The organism is Sphingomonas sp. PAMC 26621, assembly GCF_000251145.1.
GTDB lineage: Bacteria > Pseudomonadota > Alphaproteobacteria > Sphingomonadales > Sphingomonadaceae > Sphingomonas.
The window spans coordinates 22,330-43,846 of record NZ_AIDW01000023.1; the positions used below are offsets into that span (position 1 = coordinate 22,330).

The 21,517-nt window shown below is 66.0% G+C and carries 23 protein-coding genes; 11 read left to right on the forward strand and 12 right to left on the reverse strand.

What is annotated here, in order from left to right:
* Positions 1 to 74: 74 nt before the first annotated feature.
* On the forward strand, positions 75 to 623 hold the full coding sequence (locus RI03_RS13380) for a pseudouridine synthase (protein ID WP_010217926.1): 549 nt from the start codon (positions 75 to 77) through the stop codon (positions 621 to 623).
* A 155-nt stretch (positions 624 to 778) separates the two neighbouring features.
* On the opposite strand, the gene RI03_RS13385 is transcribed toward RI03_RS13380, so the two are convergent.
* From RI03_RS13385 to ubiA, 3 genes are all read right to left on the reverse strand, one after another.
* On the reverse strand, positions 779 to 1,558 hold the full coding sequence (locus tag RI03_RS13385; protein ID WP_010217927.1) for an inositol monophosphatase family protein: 780 nt from the start codon (positions 1,556 to 1,558) through the stop codon (positions 779 to 781).
* On the reverse strand, positions 1,551 to 2,906 hold the full coding sequence (locus RI03_RS13390; protein ID WP_010217928.1) for a TldD/PmbA family protein: 1,356 nt from the start codon (positions 2,904 to 2,906) through the stop codon (positions 1,551 to 1,553). The genes RI03_RS13385 and RI03_RS13390 overlap by 8 nt, the downstream gene beginning before the upstream one ends.
* A gap of 82 nt (positions 2,907 to 2,988) precedes the next feature.
* Positions 2,989 to 3,915, reverse strand: a complete 927-nt coding sequence (gene ubiA / locus RI03_RS13395) for a 4-hydroxybenzoate octaprenyltransferase (RefSeq protein ID WP_026046717.1) — start codon at positions 3,913 to 3,915, stop codon at positions 2,989 to 2,991.
* A gap of 136 nt (positions 3,916 to 4,051) precedes the next feature.
* On the opposite strand from ubiA, the gene RI03_RS24090 reads away from it, so the two are divergent.
* Positions 4,052 to 4,207, forward strand: a complete 156-nt coding sequence (locus tag RI03_RS24090) for a hypothetical protein (RefSeq protein ID WP_026046718.1) — start codon at positions 4,052 to 4,054, stop codon at positions 4,205 to 4,207.
* A gap of 30 nt (positions 4,208 to 4,237) precedes the next feature.
* Here RI03_RS24090 and RI03_RS13405 read toward each other — a convergent pair whose 3' ends face one another.
* Both RI03_RS13405 and RI03_RS13410 read right to left on the reverse strand, forming a co-directional pair.
* Positions 4,238 to 4,462, reverse strand: coding sequence for a hypothetical protein (locus RI03_RS13405; protein ID WP_010217930.1), 225 nt, complete (start codon positions 4,460 to 4,462; stop codon positions 4,238 to 4,240).
* A gap of 89 nt (positions 4,463 to 4,551) precedes the next feature.
* Positions 4,552 to 5,220, reverse strand: coding sequence for a YoaK family protein (locus RI03_RS13410; RefSeq protein WP_010217931.1), 669 nt, complete (start codon positions 5,218 to 5,220; stop codon positions 4,552 to 4,554).
* A gap of 172 nt (positions 5,221 to 5,392) precedes the next feature.
* Here RI03_RS13410 and RI03_RS13415 point away from each other — a divergent pair, with 172 nt between their 5' ends.
* Both RI03_RS13415 and RI03_RS13420 read left to right on the forward strand, forming a co-directional pair.
* A complete protein-coding gene (locus RI03_RS13415) occupies positions 5,393 to 6,133 on the forward strand; it encodes a 16S rRNA (uracil(1498)-N(3))-methyltransferase (protein ID WP_010217932.1) in 741 nt (246 codons plus the stop codon).
* A 54-nt stretch (positions 6,134 to 6,187) separates the two neighbouring features.
* Positions 6,188 to 7,561: a glutamate--cysteine ligase gene (locus RI03_RS13420; RefSeq protein WP_010217933.1), complete on the forward strand. Its 1,374-nt coding sequence runs from the start codon at positions 6,188 to 6,190 to the stop codon at positions 7,559 to 7,561.
* A 35-nt stretch (positions 7,562 to 7,596) separates the two neighbouring features.
* On the opposite strand, the gene RI03_RS13425 is transcribed toward RI03_RS13420, so the two are convergent.
* Positions 7,597 to 7,812 carry a hypothetical protein gene (locus RI03_RS13425; RefSeq protein WP_010217934.1) on the reverse strand — a complete coding sequence of 72 codons (216 nt, stop codon included), beginning with the start codon at positions 7,810 to 7,812 and terminating at the stop codon, positions 7,597 to 7,599.
* Positions 7,813 to 7,915: 103 nt separating this feature from the next.
* On the opposite strand from RI03_RS13425, the gene RI03_RS13430 reads away from it, so the two are divergent.
* Together RI03_RS13430 and dinB are read left to right on the forward strand one after the other, a co-directional pair.
* A complete protein-coding gene (locus tag RI03_RS13430; RefSeq protein ID WP_010217935.1) occupies positions 7,916 to 8,662 on the forward strand; it encodes a PAS domain-containing protein in 747 nt (248 codons plus the stop codon).
* A 243-nt stretch (positions 8,663 to 8,905) separates the two neighbouring features.
* Positions 8,906 to 10,000 carry a DNA polymerase IV gene (gene dinB / locus RI03_RS13435; RefSeq protein WP_010217936.1) on the forward strand — a complete coding sequence of 365 codons (1,095 nt, stop codon included), beginning with the start codon at positions 8,906 to 8,908 and terminating at the stop codon, positions 9,998 to 10,000.
* 38 nt (positions 10,001 to 10,038) lie between these two features.
* Here dinB and RI03_RS13440 read toward each other — a convergent pair whose 3' ends face one another.
* On the reverse strand, positions 10,039 to 10,665 hold the full coding sequence (locus RI03_RS13440; protein ID WP_010217937.1) for a hypothetical protein: 627 nt from the start codon (positions 10,663 to 10,665) through the stop codon (positions 10,039 to 10,041).
* Positions 10,666 to 10,885: 220 nt separating this feature from the next.
* Between RI03_RS13440 and RI03_RS13445 the strand changes: the two genes are divergently transcribed.
* Entirely contained in the window at positions 10,886 to 11,569 is a 684-nt protein-coding gene (locus RI03_RS13445) for a PEPxxWA-CTERM sorting domain-containing protein (RefSeq protein WP_026046719.1), read from the forward strand.
* A gap of 28 nt (positions 11,570 to 11,597) precedes the next feature.
* Here RI03_RS13445 and RI03_RS13450 read toward each other — a convergent pair whose 3' ends face one another.
* From RI03_RS13450 to RI03_RS13465, 4 genes are all read right to left on the reverse strand, one after another.
* Positions 11,598 to 12,137, reverse strand: coding sequence for a retropepsin-like aspartic protease family protein (locus RI03_RS13450; RefSeq protein WP_010217939.1), 540 nt, complete (start codon positions 12,135 to 12,137; stop codon positions 11,598 to 11,600).
* Positions 12,138 to 12,196: 59 nt separating this feature from the next.
* Entirely contained in the window at positions 12,197 to 13,111 is a 915-nt protein-coding gene (locus tag RI03_RS13455) for a hypothetical protein (protein ID WP_010217940.1), read from the reverse strand.
* Positions 13,112 to 13,538: 427 nt separating this feature from the next.
* Positions 13,539 to 14,036 (reverse strand): DUF3833 family protein, encoded by a 498-nt coding sequence (locus RI03_RS13460; protein WP_010217941.1) that lies wholly within the window; start codon positions 14,034 to 14,036, stop codon positions 13,539 to 13,541.
* 9 nt (positions 14,037 to 14,045) lie between these two features.
* On the reverse strand, positions 14,046 to 16,394 hold the full coding sequence (locus RI03_RS13465) for an FdhF/YdeP family oxidoreductase (protein WP_037515308.1): 2,349 nt from the start codon (positions 16,392 to 16,394) through the stop codon (positions 14,046 to 14,048).
* 136 nt (positions 16,395 to 16,530) lie between these two features.
* Here RI03_RS13465 and fdhD point away from each other — a divergent pair, with 136 nt between their 5' ends.
* Complete coding sequence (fdhD, locus tag RI03_RS13470; protein ID WP_037515310.1) at positions 16,531 to 17,355, forward strand: formate dehydrogenase accessory sulfurtransferase FdhD; 825 nt, start codon at positions 16,531 to 16,533, stop codon at positions 17,353 to 17,355.
* The gene (mobA, locus tag RI03_RS13475; protein ID WP_010217944.1) at positions 17,352 to 17,882 is read left to right on the forward strand and encodes a molybdenum cofactor guanylyltransferase; all 531 of its coding nucleotides are present in this window, start codon (positions 17,352 to 17,354) and stop codon (positions 17,880 to 17,882) included. The genes fdhD and mobA overlap by 4 nt, the downstream gene beginning before the upstream one ends.
* A 53-nt stretch (positions 17,883 to 17,935) precedes the next feature.
* Here the strand turns inward: mobA and RI03_RS13480 are convergent, their stop codons facing one another.
* Entirely contained in the window at positions 17,936 to 19,087 is a 1,152-nt protein-coding gene (locus tag RI03_RS13480; RefSeq protein WP_037515313.1) for a molybdopterin molybdotransferase MoeA, read from the reverse strand.
* A 621-nt stretch (positions 19,088 to 19,708) separates the two neighbouring features.
* Here RI03_RS13480 and RI03_RS13485 point away from each other — a divergent pair.
* Together RI03_RS13485 and RI03_RS13490 are read left to right on the forward strand one after the other, a co-directional pair.
* Positions 19,709 to 21,004: a sugar transferase gene (locus RI03_RS13485; RefSeq protein ID WP_232283351.1), complete on the forward strand. Its 1,296-nt coding sequence runs from the start codon at positions 19,709 to 19,711 to the stop codon at positions 21,002 to 21,004.
* Positions 21,005 to 21,156: 152 nt separating this feature from the next.
* The gene (locus RI03_RS13490; protein WP_010217946.1) at positions 21,157 to 21,396 is read left to right on the forward strand and encodes an XrtV sorting system accessory protein; all 240 of its coding nucleotides are present in this window, start codon (positions 21,157 to 21,159) and stop codon (positions 21,394 to 21,396) included.
* Positions 21,397 to 21,517 lie beyond the last annotated feature (121 nt).

A 21,517-nucleotide genomic window follows, 5' to 3' on the forward strand; every position in this document is an offset into this window, starting at 1 on the left:
TGAAAAGGGCCGCCGTCCGGGGCCATTCCCGGGCGGCGGTTTTTTTATGCGAGCGGAACGCGTAAGGCACGGCGATGGCGCGCCTGATCCTGCTCAACAAACCCTATGACGTCCTGTCGCAATTCACCGACGCGAAGTCCCCCACCCCGCGCGCGACGCTGTCCGACTATATCGCGGTGCCCGGTATGTATCCGGCGGGCCGGCTCGACCGCGACAGCGAGGGGCTGATGCTGCTGACCGACGACGGCCGGTTGCAGGCGCGGATCGCGGACCCGAAGTTCAAGCTGCCCAAGACGTATCTGATCCAGGTCGAGGGTGATCCCGACGACGCGGCATTGGCGCCGTTGCGGGCGGGGGTGCTGCTCAAGGACGGGATGACGCTGCCCGCCGAGGTTGAGCGGATCGACGACCCTTCGCTGTGGCCGCGCGATCCTCCGGTGCGGTTTCGCAAGAGCGTGCCGGATGGGTGGATCTCGCTGACGATCCGCGAGGGGCGTAACCGCCAAGTGCGGAGAATGACCGCCGCCGTGGGGTTTCCGACGCTCAGGTTGGTGCGGTGGAGGATCGGGGAGTGGACGATCGCGGGGCTGGCGCCGGGGGAGATGCGGGAGGTTTCGGTTTAGCAGGGTCGGGTTCTCGGTGAGACACCGCCCCAACCCCAACCCCTCCCTGAAGGGGAGGGGCTTTTCGCGCGCTTTTCTTTTAGCCCCTCCCCTTCAGGGGAGGGGTTGGGGTGGGGCCGTGCAGCAAAACCAACCGCCGTTGGCCGCCTCACCCATCACCGCGACAAAACCGTCGCCCGCTCCCGCAACCGCTCGATCGCAGCGGCATGGATCCCCGGCACCGACGTCACAACGCCGAACGCCTGCGCGCGCGGCGTATTGAAGGAAAGCCCCTGCCCCAAGGCATCGGAAACGCTAGCCCCCGCCTCGGCGGCGATCAGCACTGCTGCCGCAACATCCCACTCCCAGCCCCAGCGCAGCGTCGCGACCAGATCCGCTTCGTCCGCCGCGACCATCGCGATCCGCAGCGCGATTGAGTTGGGCTTGGCCACCGCGACGAGATCGCGATCGACCTTGGGCAGCGCATCGGTCGGCACCCGCGACCCGCTGAACACCGTCCGGTCGCCGACCCGCAGCCGGACGCCGTTGCCCCACGCCCCGTGCCCCAGCTCGGCGCGGAACACCTGCCCGCGCGCGGCGGCATCGAGCACGCCGATCACCGGCTGCCCCTGGTCCACCAGCGCGACCGAGACCGCCCAGCCGTCGCGTCCGCGGATGTAATCGCGCGTCCCGTCGATCGGATCGACCACCCACAGCCGCGAACACGCCAGCCGGTCGGCATTGTCCGCCGTCTCCTCGGACAGCCACCCCGCTTCAGGCAGAAGCGCGGACAGTCGCTCACGCAAAAGCGCGTTCACTTCCAGATCGACCGCGCACACCGGATCGCCCGGGCTCTTTTCCCAGCGTGCGAAGTCGGTCCGCCACTGGCGCAGTGCCAGTGCTCCCGCTTCCGCCGCAATTGCCGCGACCGCATCCGCCAGGCCGGGTTCAACCACTGGCGATGGTCATCCCCTCGACCCGCAGCGTCGGCACGTTGGTGCCATAACGGAATTCGAGGTCGTCGGCGGGGGTGAGGTTGCGATACATGTCGCGCAGATTGCCCGCGATCGTGAACTCGGCGACCGGCCCCGCGATCTGCCCGTCGACGATCCGGAACCCCGCCGCACCGCGCGAGTAATCGCCCGTCACGCCGTTGACGCCCATGCCGATCAGCTCGGTCACGAACACGCCATTGGCGATGTCTTCGATCAGCGTCGAAACCGGCACCTTGCCCGCGACCATGTGGACGTTGCTCGGCGAGACCCCCGGCGCGCCGGCCACGCCGCGTGCGGCATGCCCGGTCGGCTCCAACCCCAATTGCCGCGCCGAAGCGCTGTCCAGCAGCCATGCCTCGAGCATGCCATGCTCGATGATCGCGGTGGGGCTGACCGGCAGCCCCTCGCCGTCGAACGGACGCGAGCGCAGCCCGTGCGGGCGGTGCGGATCGTCGAGCACGGTGACGCCGTCCGAGAACACCTGCGTCCCCAGCGCCTCGAGCAGAAAGCTCGTCTTGCGCGTGATCGCCGATCCCGAGATCGCGCCCATCAGATGGCCGAGCAGGCTCGACCCGACGCGCGGATCGTACACCACCGACATCGGCCCGCTCGCGAGACGACCAGGATTGACCCGCGCGACCGCACGTTCGCCCGCTTTTGTCCCGATCACCTCGGGCGCTTCGAGCGCCCGGCGATGTCGCGCCGAGCTGAACGCATAATCTCGGACCATTTCGCCACCACCTTCGGTCGCGCCCGCGAGGACGCTTGCCGAGAGGCCATACGCGCTAGTCGCATAGGCTGCGGCGAAGCCGTGGCTCGTCGCCAATGCCCAGATCGACCGGGAGGCGCTTGCCGAGCCGCCCTCGCTGTTGGTGACGCCCGCAACCGCGCGGGCCGCATCCTCGGCAGCGAGCGCGACTTCCCGCAGGCTCTCGGGCGAAGCTTCGCCACCATCGTCGAGGTCGAGCAGCGGCGGCGCGCCGTGCATCAGTCGCTCCTTCGGGGCGAGCCCGGCCCAGGCATCCTCGGGCGCCTCGCGCGCCATTGCGACGGCCCGCTCGACCAGTGCGCCGATCGAGTCGTCGGACAGGTCCGATGTGGACACACTCGCCGACCGCTTACCGACGAAAACGCGCAGGCCGAGGTCGGCGCTTTCCGACCGGCCGACGTCCTCGAGTGCACCAAGCCTGACCGAAATGTCGAGCGACATGTCGGCGGCATAGACGGCATCGGCGGCATCGGCGCCAGCGGCGGTGGCACGGGTGACGATGGCGGCGGCGCGATCCTGCGCCTGATCGGGGGTCAGCATGGCGTGGACTTAAGACGTCGCACCGCTTGATGCTAGAGCGGTTTCGCGGTCTTCGCGGGTGCCACCGCTTTGTACAGTGCCGTCAGAGCGTGGTTCCCACCACGACGCACGCCAGGAACATCAGCAACCCCGCAAACCGGTTCGACCGGAACCGCGCCAGCGCGCCCGCGCCGTCATCGGGGCGAAGCGTCGCCACCTGCCACGTGAAATGCAAGGCGACCGGGAGCAATGCCACGATCGCCAGCCAATCCGGCCGCAAGACCCAGATCGCGCCCGCCCACAGCGCCAGCGCCGCCACATAGAAGGCCGCGACGCCCGATCGCACGCGGCTTCCCATGCGCAACGCCGACGAGCGCACCCCGATCAGGGCGTCGTCTTCCCGGTCCTGTAGCGCGTAGATCGTGTCATAGCCGACCACCCAGCAGATCGACCCCGCGTACAAGAGTAGCCCGGGCCAGGAGAGCGCGCGCGTGATCTCCGCCCAGCCGACCAGCGCCGCCCACGAAAAGACCAGCCCGAGCCAGATCTGCGGCCACCAGGTGATCCGTTTCATGAAAGGATAGGCCGCGACCGGCGCGAGACTGCACAAGGCGACCACCGCAGCGAAGCCGTGCAATTGCAGCAACACCGCCAGCCCGACCAGGCACAGCAGGACCAGCCACACCGCCGCCGCCGTGACCGAGACCGCGCCACTCGCGAGCGGTCGACTGCGTGTCCGCGCGACCTGCCGGTCGAGATCGCGGTCGATGATGTCGTTGAACACGCACCCCGCGCCGCGCATCGCAATGCTGCCCAGCAACAGCCACAGGATGAGATCCCAGCGATCGACCGCGCCCCCGGCCAGCGCCACACTCCACGCGCCGGGCCAGAACAGCAGCCACCACCCAATCGGGCGATCGAACCGCGCAAGCAGCGCGAACGGCCGCGCGGGCGCGGGCAAGAGGCCGATCATCCCGCGATGCTCGGTATCGGGGGTGAGGAGCGGAGCGGAGGGCGGGGTGGCGGACATGCCGCCGCCGTAGCCCAAGAGGCCATGCCGGGGAAACATTGCGCCTCGCTTTTGCCATCCGGGGTCGGCACAGAGGTGTACACACCCGCCCCTCCCGTTCGGCCCTGCTTGGCGAACGCCCCGGAGACCCCCGCTCTTGGTCCATCTTTCCGTCGCGATCGGGCGCTTCTTCGAAGCCTTGCTTTGGGCGGTGGCGCGCAGCGTCGGGATGGTCGCGGGCTGGGTCGTGCTCGGCGCGATCGCGGTCGCGCTGCTCGCGGTGCTGGTCCGTGCGGGGTTCCGGCGGCGATAGGGCGAGACGCCGTTCGCGCTCTTTCCGCATCTAACCGCGCGTCAACAGCAGCTTCACAGATGCCCCCGTGCCCAATGCGAAGAACGCCGTGGCGGCTCCGCGGACCAGGAGCGCGACGCAGAACCATGCGGGCTCGCGCGATATCGAAAACATCGCTTGGGGGTGTCGGTCGAAGTCGGGCGCAAAGCCGGTCGTCATCGCATCCCAGATCATCAGGCCGCCGCCGATCGTTAGGAGTTGGCTAATGATCGCCATCAGTGCGTACCCGAGCCGTGTGAAACGCGGCAGGTGGCTGCGGAACGGAGAGTGGTGTCCGGGCATATCGCTCGCCTAACCCGCACAGTTTACGGACTGGTGAACGCTTTGCCGCGCGACGGCTCGGTGGGCCCTAGGAACAGCGCGTAAATCGCCAGTACGCCCGCCATCCCCGCGGCACCCCAGATGCTCTTTATACCGAAGCTGCGGTACAGCAGGCTGCCCGCCACCGCGCCACCGACCAACCCGAGCCACAGCGCGAGATACGGCACCCACGCCCAGCGCGCGCCGCCCAACACCGCATCTGCCAGTCGCTGCCCGAACTTGACGAGCGTGCCGGTCATGTACGTGACGCCGATACTCACCTCGCCCGCGCGCTGGAAGGTGGTGTTCACGCAGCCCATCGCCGCCGCCATCAGCGGCGTCGCCCATCCCACCGCGCCCTGCGTATCGAGCCAGCCCGCCATCGCAAGCAGTGCGCCTACCACCAGCAGGATCACGGGCTTGCGCCACCGCCCTGCCGCCGCCGCGATCAGCGTGCCGAGCACGACGCCCCCGACGAACGCACCGAGCAGCCCGATCGCGACCCGCGCGACATAGGGATCGACGACCAGGCCAACCGCAAGCCGGGTCGAATTGCCGCTCATGAACGACACGAACAGCCCCCCGAGCTTGAGGAAACCGATCGCGTCGACATAGCCCGCCATGCTCGACGTTCCCGCCGCGAGCAGCCAGACGCGCGCGCTGTATCGTGTCATGGTCGAGTCCTTAGCTTCTTCCCCGGCGAAGGCCGGGGCCAGTGGCGCAGAGTCCTCAATAGGGCATTCCGTCCAAACGCCTGCACTTCGACTGGGTCCCCGCCTTTGCCGGGGAAGCAGGGTTCGAATGCGAACGATTGTGCAGCGGCGGCAATACGCCCTAGGAGGTGCCATGCCCGCAACCCCCGCATGGCCCCCACAATCAACCCCGCGCCTGTTCGTCGAGCATCGCCTCGCGCGCGGCCCGCTGCGCGTCGAGGGCGCGCAGGCGCATTATCTCGCGACCGTGATGCGAATGAAACCGGGGGACCCGGTCAAGCTGTTCGATGGCGAGTCGGGCGAATGGCTCGGCGTCGCCGCGAGCGTCGGCAAGCGTGACCTGATGCTCGACGTTACTGACCAGTTGCGCGCGCGCGAGCATGTCCCCGACCTGTGGCTGTGCGCCGCGCCGATCAAGAAGGGCCGGATCGACTGGGTCGCGGAAAAGGCGTGCGAGCTCGGGGTTTCGCGCCTCGTGCCTGTCCTCACGCGCCGGACGATCGTCGACCGGCTGAATGGCGAGCGGCTTCGCGCGCACATGATCGAAGCGGCCGAACAATGCGGCCGGACCGCAGTTCCCGAGCTTTCCGAACCGGTGAAGCTCAACAACCTGCTGCGGGATTGGCCTGCCGGACGCGCGCTGTATTTCGCGGACGAAACGGGCGGCACCCCCGCCGCCGCCGCGATGCGCGACGGGCCGCCATGCGCTGCAATCCTGATCGGTCCAGAAGGCGGATTCGATGATGCCGAACGCGACGCGATCCGCGCCGTGCCGGGCGCAACGGCGATCACGCTGGGCCCGCGCATCCTCCGCGCGGATACCGCAGCGGCGGCGGCGACCGCGCTGTGGATGGCCGCGCGCGGCGATTGGTAGGTAGCGGATCGAAACCCGCTGGCGGGCGACGCATCGCGGCGCTAAGGCGCGACGATGACGACCCGCTCCGACACCATCAAGACCTCGCCCCTGATCGAGTCGCGCGACCAGCTCGTCGCCAGTTTCGCCAGTGGGGAAAAGCCCCCCGAGCGCTGGCGGATCGGCACGGAGCATGAGAAGTTCGTCTATGCTGACAGCGACCATCACGCGCCGAGCTACACCGAAAAGGGCGGCATTCGAGACCTGCTCGACGCGCTGACTGCGTATGGCTGGCAGCCGGTTGAAGAGAATGGCAACGTCATCGCGATGACCGGGAGTGACGGTTCGATCAGCCTCGAACCCGCCGGCCAGTTCGAACTGTCGGGCGCCCCGCTCGAAAACCTGCACCAGACCTGCGCCGAGACCGGCCGGCATCTGGAACAGGTCAAGGCGATCGGCGAGAAGTTCGGGATCGGTTTCCTCGGCCTCGGCATGTGGCCCGACAAGACCCGCGCCGAATTGCCGATCATGCCCAAGGGGCGCTATGCGATCATGCTGCGGCACATGCCGCGCGTGGGCACGATGGGCCTCGACATGATGCTGCGCACCTGCACGATCCAGGTGAACCTCGATTACCAGTCGGAAGCCGACATGGTGCAGAAGTTCCGCGTCGGGCTCGCGCTGCAGCCGCTCGCGACTGCGTTGTTCGCCAATTCGCCGTTCACCGAGGGCAAGCCCAACGGCATGCTTTCGTATCGCAGCCACATCTGGTCCGACACCGACCCGGCGCGGACGGGCATGCTGCCGTTCGTCTTCGAGGACGGGTTCGGCTACGACCGCTACACCGAGTATGCGCTCGATGTGCCGATGTATTTCGTCTATCGCGAAGGTCGGTATATCGATGCGGCGGGGCTGTCGTTCCGCGACTTCCTCAAGGGCGAACTGTCGGTGCTGCCGGGCGAGAAGCCGACGCTCGACGACTGGAACGACCATCTCTCGACCGCCTTCCCCGAGGTGCGGCTCAAGACGTTTCTCGAGATGCGCGGTGCCGACGGTGGTCCGTGGGGACGGATCTGCGCGTTGCCCGCGCTGTGGGTCGGGTTGCTCTACGACAATCAGGCGCTCGATGCGGCGTGGGACCTCGTCAAGCACTGGACGATCGAGGAACGTCAGGCATTGCGCGACTCGGTGCCGAAGCTCGGCCTTGATGGGCCGATTGCCGGAGGGCGTACGCTGCGCGCCATTGCCGGCGAAGTGCTCGACATCGCCCATGCCGGCCTTGTCGCGCGCGGGCGGCTTGATGCGGGCGGGAGCAACGAAACCGGTTTCCTCGACCCGCTCCGCGAAGTCGTCCGCAGCGGAAAGGTGCCCGCCGAGGTTCTGCTGGAAAAATATCACGGCGCCTGGGGTGGCGATGTGTCGAAGGTTTACGACGAACTGCGCTTCTAGTCTGACCGCAACGCGCATGCAGCGCTTCGGGGCGGTCAGGCGCTCGGCCCGCCACCCTTCGCCTGCGCGACGCTTTGTTCGATCAAAACACCGATCCGTCGCCACGTCTCCGCGACCGGAGGCTGGTCGGTAGCGGCGGCTTTCGCCTGCGCCTGCGCGACGACGACCGCGCGTGCGCCAAAGGTATCGACCATCACCTTCGCCATCGCTGCGATCTTGTCGTCAGTCTCGGACAGGACGGTCGTCATCATGCAACGCTCCCAGAGAGGTCTGCACTGCCGGATACGCGCCGGGTCGACGGTGTTCCATAGCGCATATCGCTCTAATATGGCATTGATTCTGCACCTTAGGTTTATGCGAGCGCCAATTCTGCACGATTTCGTTCATCCGGCGCGCCCGATCGCGCATGTCCTGACCGACCTCGCCGGTACGTATCTGGCGGTGGACGATGCCTATTGCGAAATCCTCGGGCGCGAGCGGGGCGCCTTGATCGGTGAAGGCGCGGTGCAATTCACCAATCCGGTCGAACAAGCGGAGCATGTCGCGGTCATCGCGCAATTGTGCAGCACCGGGATCCCGCTCACGATCAGCAAGAGCTACATGCGCCCGGACGGCAAATTGCTGCGCGTTCAGAACCATGCCTCGGTCATTACCGACGGCATTGGCCCGCGACGACTTGTCGCGACGGTCATGCCGCTTGCTGACCTGACACCCGTCACTGCGCTGGAAAGCAATTTCGCGACCGTGACGCGCATGCTCCGCGCGCGGCGTGGCCGTGCGCTGGCCTTTGGGGAGGATCGGTTCGCCGGGCACAAATGGGATATCGCACTCGCCTGCTACAAGCTGGAATGCAGCGGCCCGCGGCTGACGATCGCGGATCTTTGCCGCGAAGTCGGGCTCGATCCCGCGGGCGGCGCGCTGACTGTGGTGGAAATGGTGGCGCGTGGCGATCTCGAGATCGAACATGCCGGACGCGGGCTCGCGGATTCGGCGATCCGCAGCTCGGTCGCGCTACAGCACGAACTGACGCGGTATTTGTCGTCTTATGGCGGGGTGCCGGGTAGCATTGCAGAAGCAGACGCGCTTTCGCCTGGTCCTTGAGCCGACCCCGGCGACCGACGTTTTCAGACGGGACGTGACTGCCCGCACGGGATTGCAGCAGACACGATCAGTCTCCTCTTTTTCAAGCAAAACCGGCGTTCTGGCGCACCGAACGCGCCTTTCCGTTCCCCCCATGTTCTCACTCTTCGCTGGTCTTTGGGGCAATCGCCAGCTATCTTCCGTGTCTGAAACCCCGTCGATCCGGGCGTGGCGGGGTCAGCGGTGCAAAGTGCCAAATCTCTGATGAGTAAGCAGGATAAGCCGTCGACCATCCGCAAGATCATTCACGTCGACATGGACGCCTTCTTCGCCTCGGTCGAGCAGCGCGATGATCCGGCGCTGCGCGGCAAGCCGATCGCGGTCGGGCATGCCGCTGCGCGCGGCGTGGTGGCGGCGGCAAGCTACGAGGCGCGGGTGTTCGGCGTTCGCTCCGCCCTGCCCTCGGTTACCGCTTTGCGACGCTGCCCCGATCTGGTGTTCGTCCCGCCACGCTTCGATGTCTACAAGGCGGTGTCGCGCCAGATCCAGGCGATCTTCCGGGACTATACCCCGCTCGTCCAGCCGCTGTCGCTCGACGAGGCATATCTCGACGTGACGGCGAACCTGCAGGACCTCCCGACCGCCTGGGCGACCGCCAAGGCGATCCGTGCGCGGATCCTCGAAGAAACCGGGCTGACGGCTTCGGCCGGGATCTCGTACAACAAGTTCCTCGCCAAGCTCGCCTCAGACCAGCGGAAGCCCAACGGCCAGTTCGCGGTAACCCCGGACATGGGGGCGGCCTGGGTCGAGACACTTCCGGTGTCGCGCTTCCACGGCGTCGGGCCGGTCACCGCGAAAAAGATGCACCGCCTCGGCATCACGACCGGCGCCGACCTGCGCGCGAAGTCGATCGATTTCCTGCGCGCCAATTTCGGCAACGCGGCGGACTGGTATCACGCGATCGCGCGGGGCGAGGATCACCGTCCGGTCGACCCCGACCGAATCCGCAAGTCCTCGGGATCGGAAACCACGTTCAATCGCGACCTGCTCGACCCCGTGGAAATCGCAACGGGGGTACAACAGATGGCGGACGATGTCTGGGCATGGTGCGCCAAGGCGGAGGCGTATGGCCGGACCGTGACGGTCAAGGTCAAATACAATGATTTCCAGCAGATCACCCGCAGCCGAACCTATCCGGGTCCGATCGACACCGCCGCGAAGCTGAGCGCGGCGAGTGCCGAGTTGATCCGGTCGGTCCTGCCCCCGACCAAGGGAATCCGGTTGGTCGGGGTTACGGTGTCGACGTTCGATACGCTGGGCGACGGGGCTGCTGCATTGCCGCTGTTCGAAACGGACTAGCAGGAGACGGGATTCCAAGGACCGTCACCGCTCCCCGCCTAGAACAGCCAGTTGCTCCACTGGCCGATCGCGATCCAATCATCGTTGCGGCGCTGGAACGCATAAGTCGTTCCCCAATGCTCGATGTTCACCGTGACGAAGGCAGTCGTGTCCGACCAGACCGGATCCGAGACGACATATTTGTAATTGCACTTCCGCGACAGGCGGACGAACGGCCACCACCGCGCATCGACGCCCGCGACGCCGAACCCGCCGACGAAATCGACGATCTTGGTCTGGCCGGTTCGCGACAATACCATCGCGGCGTTGTTCAACCGTTGCTGCTCCAGGAAGCCGAGCGAGGCGGTCGTGTTCCCGGGGTCGGGGATATGCGACGGTCGATTGACGATCGTGTCCTGATAGAGTTGCTGCGTCGTCAGCGCTTCCTTCGAGCGTAGCGGCGCAACGACGTGCCACGCCAGCAGACGCCGCGAGGGTGCGGGTGCGATTGCCATCGTCGCAAAGATCGCCAGCGGCCTGCCGTTGGTACGATTGTCGACGCAGATCGCGTTGCCGTCGTTGGTCAGCACCTTGAGCGTCGCGCGCACGAGCTTTTGCGAGTCATCGAACGGCGGCTTCGGCGCTGCGGCGCAGGCGGAAACCGACAGCGTTGCCAGCGTCACCATGACCCTAGGGATCGACCGGGATGGCCGGTGCTGGCGTTCACCCATGGTTCCGTCGCCACATTGGTATCACTCCCCCTATTTACACGACCCACACCCCCGAGTGGAAAGTGCGGCGACTTTGCGCGCCGGTCCTCATGAATAGGTCGTAGCCGGTCCCGTCGGGGGATTCCACCCGTTCAAATGTATCGCTATTTTCATGCCGACGGCATATCAGCCAGTCATGGCTACTGAGACATTCGATTTCAAAAGCGGTGAAAACAAAGCCCGCTCGCTGATCGTTGGTTCGCTTGGCGCGACCCTCCTGCTGGCGGCACTGGCGCCGCAAAATACACGCGCAGTCTTCATCGTCGATGGCGGTCTGCCGGGCGCAAAGGCGTTTACGGCAACCGTCGGCGCTGACGGGACAGGGCCACGACCTGCAAGTTTCCTTTCCGGCCTGGCCGGTCCGCGTCGCCCCGCGGGAGTGCGGTCGCGCGGCATCCCGGGCGTCGGTCGTCCTGGTCCGGTTGGCGCAGGTGTACCGAACGGCGGTCCCGTCGGACCACAGGGCGCAAGCGGTGCCATTCCGCCGGTTGCGCTCGCGGACAACGCCTTCACGCCCGCCGGTCGCGATGCGGCAGTCGATGCTGGTGTCGGATCAGGCCCGGCTGGTGGCGGCCAGCCATTCGCGCCGTTCATCTCGCAGCCGGTCGCTGGTTCGGGCTTTGGCGGGACGACGCCGCGCAATGTCGGAACGCCGTCCACGCCGGGTACGCCAGGCACCCCAGGCACGCCCGGAACGACGACGCCAACACCCGTGTCGGCGGTGCCGGAACCATCGACCTGGGCCATGCTGGTGGGTGGGTTTATGCTGATCGGACTCGCGCTTCGTCAGCGTCGACGGGGTGCAACCCACCTCGCCTGACCACGCGTACTGCGACCGCAGACACCGTTCACTTCAGTTCGAGGGAATCCCCGGAGATCGTGACCGGGCCAAGGCGTGACAGCAGGTCCTGACCAAGCAACGACACCTTCAGGCCCTGGCGGACGACCGCGGCATCGACTTCGACGACGTGATGCCCTGCAATCGCGACATGGTTCAGCCTGACACGATCGATCGCCGAGGGCCCCGAGGCCGTTTCCATCATCACCGCACCGCCATGCCGCGCTGCCCCGACCCGCGCCGCGTCCGCCTTCGTCAGCACGACCATCGTTGCCCCGGTATCGATCAGGAATTTGACCCTGACACCATTTACGCGCGCCGTAACGTAGAACAGCCCGTCCGCGGCGCGCCGGAACCGGCTTTGCGGGTCGGCGAGCGCGCCCTCGGCTGGATCCGGGGCCGCTGGAACGGTGACCATGCGGGAGACCGGGGGGGCCGGGATCGCCGCTATCGATCGCGCCGCCGGTACGTGCGCGCTGAGTGAAAGGCCGGCAAAGGCCGCCATTCCGACTAGGCCGGGGGTCGCCAGGAGGAGCTTGACCGCGAACATGCCGCAACCCTGCGGGTCACGGCATAAAGATCGCGTACCCTTAAGTAGTTAACGTCCAATCAAGCGTCTGCTTCCGCGACCGGTCGCCCGTCGCGCGCGATGAGCCGACGACGGCGAAACCATTGCACCAGCGCCCCTAGCGCAATCAGGAAAGCTCCCACCGCGAATTCGGACGCCCAGACCCAATACGGCCAGCGCATCGTGGCGGCCGATCGGAAAAGGACGTAATGCGTCGGCGTGACGCGAAAGCCCGCGTAGCGATACAGTCGGAACAGCTCTCCCGGCAGCGCATCCTTGACCAGGATGCCTTGGCGCGCGCTGATCGTTTCCGCCCGTTGTGACCCGTCGGTGGGCGACAGCTCGATGAAGTAGCGGACTGCCGACGGGTCCGCGCCGGCATCGACCATCGGTGCGAAGCGGATGTTACGCCGCGTCAACCAGAGATCCTCGTCGAACGCCGAAGTCCGGGTGTAGAGGATCGCGCCGCGGAGCTCGGTCAGTCCTTGCGACGGCGTTTCGGGGAGAGTTGCGCTTGCGGAGATCCGCTGGATCGGCCCGGCAGCCGTCGGCAGCATCAGGATCATCCCGCACGCCAGCAACGCTGCAGCAAGGCACCCCACCGCAGCCACCAGCAGGACATTGAGAAACCGGGTCGCCTCCCCGATGGCGCGGGACAGGTCGCTGCGTACCGGAAGAACGTCGCTGGCGGGGACCGCGGCGGAGGACGCCGCCGGCGACTTGCGGTGGCGGCGCGTAAACAGGAACGGCAGGGGTGCCAGGATCAGGACGAACAGCAGGAACGTCAACAGCGGGTGATAGACACCGAATTCATTGAACTGCCATTCGGCCAGCAGCGCGATCAGCCCCCGATATGTCCCAGCCTGCCATGTGAAGAACGCGACGACGAGGACGATCCAGAGCGGCAGAAGCACCTGCGACGGGTGCTGGCGCACCGAACGAAACCGTACGCGCATTCGACTTCCTACTCATGTCACAACAAAACGCTTAATTTCCAGTTCATAAAGCGGCAAACGGGGGTGTCAAAACTGATTAACGCAATTCGCGCAGCCCCCTGGCGTCCGGTGGACCCGACATTTTCTCTCCGAGTTTTGAACATCTTACGGTTCGGGAGAATGGTAACGGGGCAAAACGCGACTTCGGCTGACCGCATCCGTACCAGAGAATCGGTAAAGATCGCGTCGCTGCGGTATCGCAATAGCGGCCGAGACTGCCTCGACGGGTGTATTGAAAAACCTCTGACGGGCGAACGCTAGGAAATTGTCGTTCAATAACAACGACGAAGCGCACCGGCCGGGACGTTGACCGGACGCGGAGGCTGGACGCCGCTCATCCGAAGTATCGAATGACGAGGTGCTCGGCCATTACTGGTCGACCGCGGCGTCAGGAAAGCTTGCGGATCGTCTCGTCGAGCACTGCGACACGGATCCCGAACTTGCGAACGACGAGGTGGTTCAGCACCGTACGGCCGTCGGGCTGCAGGCGCATCGTTTGCTGGATCCTGAAACCGCCCTTGGCGTGGAAGGAGATCCTGAACACCGCGCCCTGCACTTCGCCCGACACCGGACCGACCGCCTCGCTCAGCACCCCCGTGTATCGGCCGTCGCCAAGCGCGTGCAGCGTCCACCGCCGGTCGGTCGGCGGTTTGCCCGCAACCTCTACCCGTTGCTCGAGCAGGATCGTATCCCCGCCACGTACGGTGCCTCGGCCGCGGACATGAACCGCGCGGTGTCGCGCGGCGATGCGGCGAAAGTTGCCGTCCCCGACGGTTTCACCGGAAAAGAACGCCAGCGGCGAGAACGGCGCCGCCCTCGTCCCTTCCCCTGTATTGGGGGCCGAGACGCTCGACAGAGTCAGGGCGAGGAGAAGTGCGCCGTTCATCGCTTCGTCCTAAGCGGAAGTCGCCGTCGCGACAGTATCCGCGACGATCCGCACGGGAACCGACTTGCTCGCGGGCGTCTTGGACAATTCGTCATGATGCGCGACCGGCACCAGCACGTTGCATTCGGGGTAATAGCCCGCGATCGTCCCGCGTGGCAGCTTGTAAGCCGTCAACGTCAGCCCGCCAAGCTGGCGATCATGACCGTCGTCGACATCGGTGATGAGCCGGATCTTCTGGCCGTCCTCGAGACCTGCCTCGGCGATGTCGTCCGGGTTCATCAGCAGCACCTCCCGCGTTCCCTCGATCCCGCGGAAACGATCGGAATAGCCGTAGATCGTCGTGTTGAACTGGTCGTTCGACCGCATCGTGATCAGGCGAAAGCGTCCCGGCGCGTCCTGGAACCCGATCGACGTCAGCTCGCCCGGGGTCGTGAAGATCGCCTTGCCCGATTCCGTCTTCCAGATCCGCTCGTGCGCCGCATTGCCCCGCCAGAACCCGCCCGCCTGATACATCCGCTTGTTATAATCGCGGAACGCATCGGGATAGGTCCGCTCGATCAGGTCGCGCACCAGCCCGTAGTCCGCGGTCCAAGCATCCCACTTCAGATGCGCGCTCGGCGGAAGCGTCGCCTTGGCGATCCCGGTCACGATCGCGAGTTCGCTCATCACCTGATCCGAAACGGGGGTGCGATAGCCGATCGATGCGTTGATCATCGAGAAACTGTCTTCGGACGTGATCGTCTGTGGCCCGCCCGCCTGCTCGTCCTCCTCGAACCGGCCGAGGCACGGGAGAATATAGGCAAGCTTGCCCGGGAACAGGTGACTGCGGTTGAGCTTGGTCGAGACCATCACGGTGAGGTCCTGCGCGGCCCACGCCTGCTCCATCCGTTCCTGATCGGGAACCGCGCGCAACAGGTTGCCGCCCAGCGAGATGAAGGCGCGCACCTTGCCGGCGAACAGACCCTCGGCTGCCTCGACGATGTTCATGCCGTCCTTCGCCGGAGGATCGAAATCGAACAACATCTTGATCTTGTCGACCGGGATCAGATGGATCTTCTCCGCGATGCCGACGGTGCGCTGCCCCTGCACGTTGCTGTGCCCGCGAACCGGGCAGCAGCCTGCGCCGGAACGCCCGATGTTTCCGCGCAGCATCAGCAGGTTGACCAGCATCGCGACATTGACTGACCCATGCGCATGCTGGGTCAGCCCCATGCCGTAGACACCGATCACCTTCTCCGCGGCAATATAGACGTTGCCCGCCTCGCGCAGCGCCTGCTCGGTCAGGCCGCTTTCCTGCACGATCTCCGCCCAGCTGACATCGCGGCACTTCTGCAGGAATTCATCGAACCCGATGGTATGCTGTGCGATGAACGCATGGTCGATCACCTCGGCCTTGCCCGCCGCCTTGGCGGCGTCATCCGCCTCGACCACCACCTTGCACATGCCAAGCATCGCGGCGATGTCGCCGCCCGCCTTGAGCTGGTGATACTGGTCGGAAATCTTGGTTTCCTTGCCGGTCAGCATCGCCACCGGGCTTTGCGGATCGACGAACGAGACCAGACCCTGCTCGATGACGGGGTTGAAGGTGACGATCTTGGCGCCACGATCCTTCGCGTCCTTGAGCGGATGGAGGAAGCGCGGGCTGTTGGTGCCCGGATTCTGCCCGAAGAAGAAGAAGGCGTCCGCCTCGGCGAGATCGTCCCACACGATTGTTCCGACCGGCGATCCGATGACCTTGGTCAAGCCGACCGACGTTGTCTCGTGACACATGTTCGAGCTCTGCGGCAGGTTGTTGGTGCCATACACCCGCGCCAGCAGCGCGTAGAGGTACGACGCCTCGAGGCCCGCATGGCCCGAGGCATAAAACACCGCACTGTCCGGATCGAGCGGCTTGAGTGCGCCGGCGATCCCGGCGAAGGCTTCGTCCCACGTCGTTTCGACATAACGATCGGTCGCGGCATCGAAGCGCAACGGGTGCGTCAGACGGCCTGTCTTTTCGAGATCATGGTCGCGCCACTGCCGCAGTTCGGTGACGCTGTGGCCGTCCTTCGCCCAAAACGCCGGGGTGCAGCGCGCGCTGGTCGATTCCCACAGCGTCGCTTTCGCGCCATTCTCGCAGAATTCGAACGCGGAATAGTTGACCGGCTTGGGCCATGCGCACGACGCGCACATCACGCCCTTCGGCTTGTTCATCTTGCCGAGGCTGGCGAGCGACGCCGGGCTGGACCACGTCTCACCGAAGATGCTGGCGATCCCGCGCATCGATCCCCAGCCACCCGCCGGACCCGGCGAATGCGGCAGGTCATCGGGGAGTTTGGAGAGGTCTGCGGGCGCTTGGGCCTGGTCTTCGTTCGACATTTTCAATCCCATCTCACGCGTCATCGTCCGGAGCTTCTGTCGAAGCGTGCGGCGCGGCGCTAGGTTCCAACCCGATGCGCCAGCGGGCACGATTAACGATGCTTCCACCGCCTGTCTCCGTGCGTTAGGCGGAACGATGCCTTTCCCTGCCCCTGCTAGCGACCCGATCCGCCCTGTGCTCGAAACGATCTCGACCGACGGTGTTCGACTCGGATCGCCGCGCCCGATTGCGCAGGAGGTCGCCGTCGCGATCGAACTCGACGGTGTCGGTTTCGCGGTGATGATGGCGACTCCGCATGATCTCGAAGACTTCGTTGTCGGCCTGCTGCTCGCGGAGAACGAGATCGCATCCGCCGACGACCTGGCGAGCATCGATGTCGCGACCGTCGACGTCGGCGTGATCGTTCGTGCCGACCGACGGAATCCGGATCCGGTCGCTGTGCTGGAACGGATGCGCCCGCGCACCACCGATTCCGCCTGCGGTCTGTGCGGGCGCGACAGCCTCGACCGCGCATTGTTGCCCCTGCCCGCCGTCACTGCGCAAAGCCGCGCCGACGCCGCCGCGGTGTTCGCGGCAGCGAGTGCGTTACGCGATCACCAGCCGCTCAACCGCGCGACCGGCGCGGTGCACGCGGCGGCGCTGGTGGACGCTGACGGCGCGATCCTGCTGGTTCGCGAGGATGTCGGGCGGCATAACGCCTTCGACAAGCTGATCGGCGCGATGGCACGCGACGGGCGCGGCTGGGACGGCGGGTTCGCGCTGCTCAGTTCGCGCTGTTCGTTCGAGCTTGTCGACAAGGCGGTGCGTGCCGGTTGCCCCCTGCTCGCGACGATCTCCGCTCCGACCTCGCTCGCGCTCGATCGCGCGGCGGATGCCGGGCTGACGCTGGCGACGCTGGTGCGCTCGGATACGTTGACGTTGCAGCTTTGCCCGGCGTCCGCGCCAGGTCTGATCGCGTGACGGTGCTCGGCGCGGTTCTCGCGGGAGGCGAATCGCGACGGTTCGGGAGCGACAAGCTCGCCGCGCGGCTTGGCGACCAGTCCCTGCTCGACCATGCGCTTGCGTGGGTGCGGTCCCGGACCGACGCGGTCGTCCTGTGCGGACGCGACGTGCCCGGGATCGCATCCGTCGCAGACTGGCCGACTCCCGGGCTGGGACCGCTCGGGGGGCTGGCGGCGGCGCTGCGTTTTGCCGTCGAACACGGACATGACGCGGTCTTGTCGATCCCCGGCGATACGCCCGTCCTCCCCGATTCTTTGTACGACCAGCTCCGCGCGATCGGCGCGCCTGCGTTCGTGCGGGGATGCCCGGTGATCGGCTTATGGCCCGCGTCGGCGGCGGCCGGACTGAGCGCCTGGATTCAGCACAGCCCGGACCGGTCGATGCGCGGCTGGGCGCGAACGATCGAAGCGCGCGCGCTGGAACTTGCCGAACCGATCCCGAACGTCAATTTCGTGGCCGATCTGGCAACGTTGAACCGCGGATAAGGCAGCCGGACGGCCCCGAAGGCCGCTTCTGCGTTCGACCACCCTAGTTAGCCTCAGAAGCGCAATGTCGGCACGAGCGTTCCGGCGGCGAGCGCGGGTCCGTGGGCGGGTCGGGCCACAAGCCGATCCGCCGCGGCCAGCATCACCTGCCCCGAGACGACCGTGCGATCGAGCAGGCGCACGGTGTCGCCCTCCGCCATCGCACAGAGGAAGGAGTCGCGATCGCCGGTCGCGGCGGCCGGTCCCGCCAGCGGCAGGTCTTCCCATGCCAGCGCGGTATCCGCGTCGCCCCCGCCAAGCGAGACCAGAAGCGGCGCGAGCAGAAGCCGGGCAAGCGTCATCGCAGCCGTGGGATTGCCGGGCAAGGCAAGCACCTGCATCGCACCGATAGTCCCGTACCACGTCGGTCGTCCCGGCCGGACCGCCAAACCGTCAAAGCCAGGCACGAGCCCGAGCGGTGAAAGCGCCTGACGGGTTGCCGCCCGCGCACCATGCGCAGCCCCGCCAACCAGCACGATGACGTCCGCAACATCCCGAAGGGCGTCGACGGCGCCGACGAGGGCCACCGTATCGTCCCCGACGCGGATCGATCGGACCGGCATTCCGCCCCAGACGGACGCGAACAGCAAAAGCGCCTCGCCCAGGCTTTCGGGCACCTCCGCATCCGCCGCCGCCGCAGTGCCGGGTTCGACCTGTCGACTGCCGAGGACCACGATCGCAACGCGCGGCGCGCGCAGCACGGAAACCCGTCCGACATCCGCCGCCGCAATCGCGACGAGCGCGCGCGGGTCGATCCTGCGTCCCGCGGCCAGAACCATCGCTCCCTGCAGAAAGTCCGACCCGGACCGCCGGACATGCCGGCGCGCGCCTTGCGCGCGGTCGACCGACACGTGATCCCCTGTCTGGAGGGCGTCTTCGATCGGCAGGACGCGGACCGTCCCCCGCGGCAGCGGCGCGCCCGTGGTGATTCGGATCGCGCATCCTGCCGCAAGCGCCGAGTCGCCCGTCCCGTCCAGCACGATCAGCCGCCAGCGCTGATCGGAACCCGGCACGAGCGCTTCCCCCAAGGCGAAACCGTCCATCGCGGCCGCGTCCCGTCGGGGCGAGTCGATCCTTGCGTACACCGGTTCCGCGAGAGTTCTGCCCCCCGCCTGTGCCAGGCTGACACATTCGATCCCAAGCGGCGGCGCGGTCCGACGCAGCATGGCGGATGCCGAGGCAAAGGTTTCAAGCGCCCGCAAGACACCAGGCGGATCGGGACGGTCGGACGATGGCATCGCGGCGCTATACCGAACGTCCTGCGCTGCGACGAGCGCAGAGCAGCCTTGCGATGTCATGGGATCGGATGACTTCATCCCATGTTAAGGCGCGATTGCGATATTAAGCATCGTTCGCACTGCGGTGATGCCGTCGTACGACCGTATGATGGTGGTTCCGGGAATTCGCACATGCAATACGAACGACGATCGGTTACAATACGTATCATCGCGGGACTGTCGTCCCCGATTTAGTACGTGCGTGAACGATCATCGGTCCTGAGGGACAAGCTGGAATGAACAACCTGCAGGGTCGCGATATCGCTGTTGAATATCATACCCCAAACCCTTAGTCCCCATGCCCGCCTGCCCAGAGGGTTGCGCGTGGTGTAGAGGAATTTCCGCGAAGCCATTCGAATTGCGGGAATACCGATAACCATCCACGCCTAACTTGCACCGGAGTCTGCCAGAGACATGCTGCAAAAAGCAGACGGCGAAACAGAATTCCAACGCCTTCATGCCGGGGCGAAACCCATTTCGAAGCAGACCCGTCGGTTTCAGCTTTATGCCTTGCTGACGGTCTTCGACGTCAGTGCGATTCTGCTCGCGTTCCTCGCCGCCGGCCTGTTGCGGTCCGAACCGACGTTTGGCGCCAACGGTCTGCGCCTCGCCTTGCTGATTTCGCCCATCTACGTGCTGGTCGCGTCCAATGGTCAGGCATTCGGCTATCAGGCACTGCTCAACTGGAAGCGCGGCCTGGGCAAGGCGCTCGGGGCGCTTGCCTTCGCGATGGCCGCGGTCCTGTTCGTCGCCTTCTTCTCGCGCGCCACGCTCGAGTTCTCGCGTCTGGTGTTCGGCACCGGCGCGGCTTGTGCCTTCGTGCTGATCGGGCTTGGCCGCTATGCCTTCAATAGCGTGGTCGAGCGCACGCTTGGGTCGGTCTTGCGAACCGAATTGATCATCCTCGACAATTGCGACCTCCCGCCGCTTGGCGACGTCCGCGTGATCGACGCGGCGGCCTATGGCTTGCGACCCAATTTGCGCGACCCGAACATGCTCGACAGACTCGGGACCGCGGTGCACGGTGCCGACTTCGTCCTGGTGTGCTGCGCGATCGAGGATCGGGCCGCCTGGTCGCTGCTGCTCAAGGGGACCGACGTCCAGGGCTTCGTGCTCGCCCCGGAATTCGACGAGGCCGGCGCGAACCGGATCATGCGCTATGAGGGGCAGAGCGTGATGCAGGTCGCGTCGGGCCCGCTCGACGTGCGCAGTCGCGCGGTCAAGCGCGCGATGGATCTCGCCGTTACGCTCCCCGCGATCATCGCGCTTTCTCCGTTATTGCTGACGGTCGCGCTGGCGATCAAACTCGACAGCAAGGGGCCGATCCTGTTCCGGCAGCAGCGGCTTGGCCGGTCGAACCGTCTGTTCTCCGTCTTCAAGTTTCGGTCGATGCACGTCGAGGATTGCGACGCCGACGGCAATCGATCGACGACGCGTGGAGACCGTCGCGTGACGCGAGTCGGCGCACTGATCCGCGCGGTCAGCATCGACGAACTTCCCCAGCTGTTCAACGTGCTGCGCGGTGAAATGAGTCTGGTCGGGCCGCGGCCGCATGCGCTTGGGTCGCTCGCCGGGGCCGAACGCTTCTGGGAAGTCGATCAACGCTATTGGCACCGCCACGCGCTCAAGCCGGGGATCACCGGGCTCGCGCAGGTCCGCGGTCTGCGGGGCGAAACGCGCGAGCGCGACGATCTGGTCAAGCGCCTGCAAGCCGATCTCGAATATCTCAATGACTGGTCGCTCGGACGCGATATCGCGATCATGCTCGCGACCTTCCGGGTCATCGTTCATGACAAGGCCTATTAGCCGTTGCGGTATCGCAACCGTTCGCTTGCACGATAAATTACCGATGTATTCGTCGCGGTTATGACGCTATTTACCTCATGCGTCGTAACTAGACAAAATCTGCTGACGTCCTCTCCGCGGCTCTCATGTCCCGGGGATTGGGAGGGAAAACTTTGGAAACGCCGTACGACTGGCTTACGCTGGCGATCTTCGCAGGGTTGATCATACTGTTCCTGCAGCGCTCGACCGCCGAGACGCCGAGCGATCGAATGATCGAATACGCGCCGCCGGCGATCGGCTGCGCGGTCGCGAATTATCTGGGCAACCACGATCAGCACGCGCTCGCGGTCATCGCGATCGTCGCGATCGTGGTGTACATCTGGTTCGTGCTCAAACCTTTGCAGCGGACCTGATGACACCAGACCGCCCCCGGCCTGTCTCGGCTTGCCGGCCCAACGAGGGATTCTTGCGATAGAAATGATCCCGTTTCTGACGGGTCCGTCCGGGCCCGTTTCGTCGTTCTTCCACCGCTCG